The sequence below is a fragment of the Streptomyces sp. SolWspMP-5a-2 genome (assembly GCF_900091845.1).
GTDB classification, from domain to species: domain Bacteria; phylum Actinomycetota; class Actinomycetes; order Streptomycetales; family Streptomycetaceae; genus Streptomyces; species Streptomyces doudnae.
In genome coordinates, this window is the sequence record NZ_FMCI01000225.1 from 1 (window position 1) to 1,626 (window position 1,626).

Here is a 1,626-nt window from a genome sequence, read left to right on the forward strand (position 1 = left end):
CGTCCGCGCCGCCTGCGGACAGATCGGCGTCTGGTACAGCTGGGGCGGCGGGCACGGCGCCACCCCGGGCGCGACCTACGGCTACTACGACGGCTCCGACCCCGACAGCCTGCACGACGGCGAGCGCATGGGCTTCGACTGCTCGGGCCTGGTCCGCTACGCCTACGCCCAGGCCACCGGCCGCGACCTGCTCAACGGCACGTCCGACGACCAGTTCCACACCTCGCACGCGGCGGCGCGCTTCTCGGCCGGGCAGGGCACCGCGCCGCTGCTCCCCGGCGACCTCATGTTCTGGGGCAGCGGCCACATCCACCACGTCGCCGTCTACCTCGGCGCCGGGCAGATGGTGGAGGCGTACGAGTCGGGCACCCGCATCCGGGTGGCGCCGGTGCGCACCGGGGGCGACTACGCGGGCGCCGTCCGTATCGACGGCTCCGGCAGCGTGCCGCCCCCGCCCGCCAACGGCGGCACCACCTTCGAGACCTGGGGCACCGGGGTGCGCACCCACTCGGCGCCGAGCGTGCGCGCCTCCGTCGTCGACACCTTCCCCGGGCCCGGCCAGGTCTCCGTGATGTGCCAGCAGCACGCCGAGACGGTCACCGCCGAGGGGTACACCAACGACATCTGGTCCAGGCTCGCCGACGGCTCCTGGCTGACGAACATCTACATCAAGGGCCCGGCCTCGCTGCCCGGCGTCCCGGACTGCGGCGGCAGCCCCACCCCGCCGCCGAGCGGGGGCAGCAAGCCCTTCCAGACCTGGGGCACGGGCGTGCGCACCCACGCGTCGGCCGACGTCGGCGCCCCCGTCGTCGACTACTTCCCACAACCGACCACCGTCAACGTGGTCTGCCAGGCCCACGCCCAGACGGTGACCGCCGAGGGGTACACCAACGACGCCTGGTCCAGGCTCACCGACGGCTCCTGGATGACCAACATCTACATCAAGGGCCCCGAGTGGCTGCCCGGGGTCGCCACCTGCTGAGCCCCGGCCGCCCCGGCGGTGCGGTGATCGCCGTCGGTTACCCTCGGGCGACCGGCGTGACCCCCGCACCAGGAGCGTGCCCATGAGCGACATCGAGATCCGTGACGACCGGACGGCGGGCCGCCTCGAAGCCGTCGCCGACGGCCAGGTGGTGGGCCGCGTCGAGTACTTCGTGCTCACCGCGCCCCGGCGCGCGCTGGTCCCGGTGCACACCGTCGTGGAGCCCGCGCACGAGGGGCGGGGCATCGCCGGATCGCTGGCCCGCGAGCTGTACGCCGTCGCCGCCCGCGAGGACGTGCCCGTCGCCCCGCTCTGCCCGTACGTCACGGCGTGGATCGCCCGCCACCCCGACGTGTCCGCGCCCGGCGACCCCGAGCTGCTGGACGCGGCGAAGCAGTGGCTGCGGGACCACCCCGGCCGGTTCTGACCCCTCCGCGCGGGGCCGGACGTACCAGAGCCGCCGCCCGTCGGCCGCCCGGCTGATCCACCCGGTCCCCGACGGTCCTTCCCCGGGGTGAGTCAGCGCGAGGGGTCTGGGTACGCGGGGGATAGTCCAGAGCGGACGAGCAACCCACAGGCCGGAGGTTCGGATGACCGACCCCTACCCCGCACCCACCCCGCCGGGGCCCACCCCGGGACCCGAT

2 protein-coding genes are annotated in these 1,626 nt (G+C 74.7%); both read left to right on the forward strand.

What is annotated here, in order from left to right; all coding sequences use genetic code 11:
• A partial coding sequence (locus GA0115242_RS22775) for an NlpC/P60 family protein (protein WP_107461458.1) occupies window positions 1-982 on the forward strand: 982 nt, incomplete at its 5' end.
• Between the two features lie 82 nt (window positions 983-1,064).
• Window positions 1,065-1,409 carry a GNAT family N-acetyltransferase gene (locus GA0115242_RS22780; RefSeq protein WP_093831389.1) on the forward strand — a complete coding sequence of 115 codons (345 nt, stop codon included), beginning with the start codon at window positions 1,065-1,067 and terminating at the stop codon, window positions 1,407-1,409.
• The last annotated feature ends 217 nt before the right edge of the window (window positions 1,410-1,626 follow it).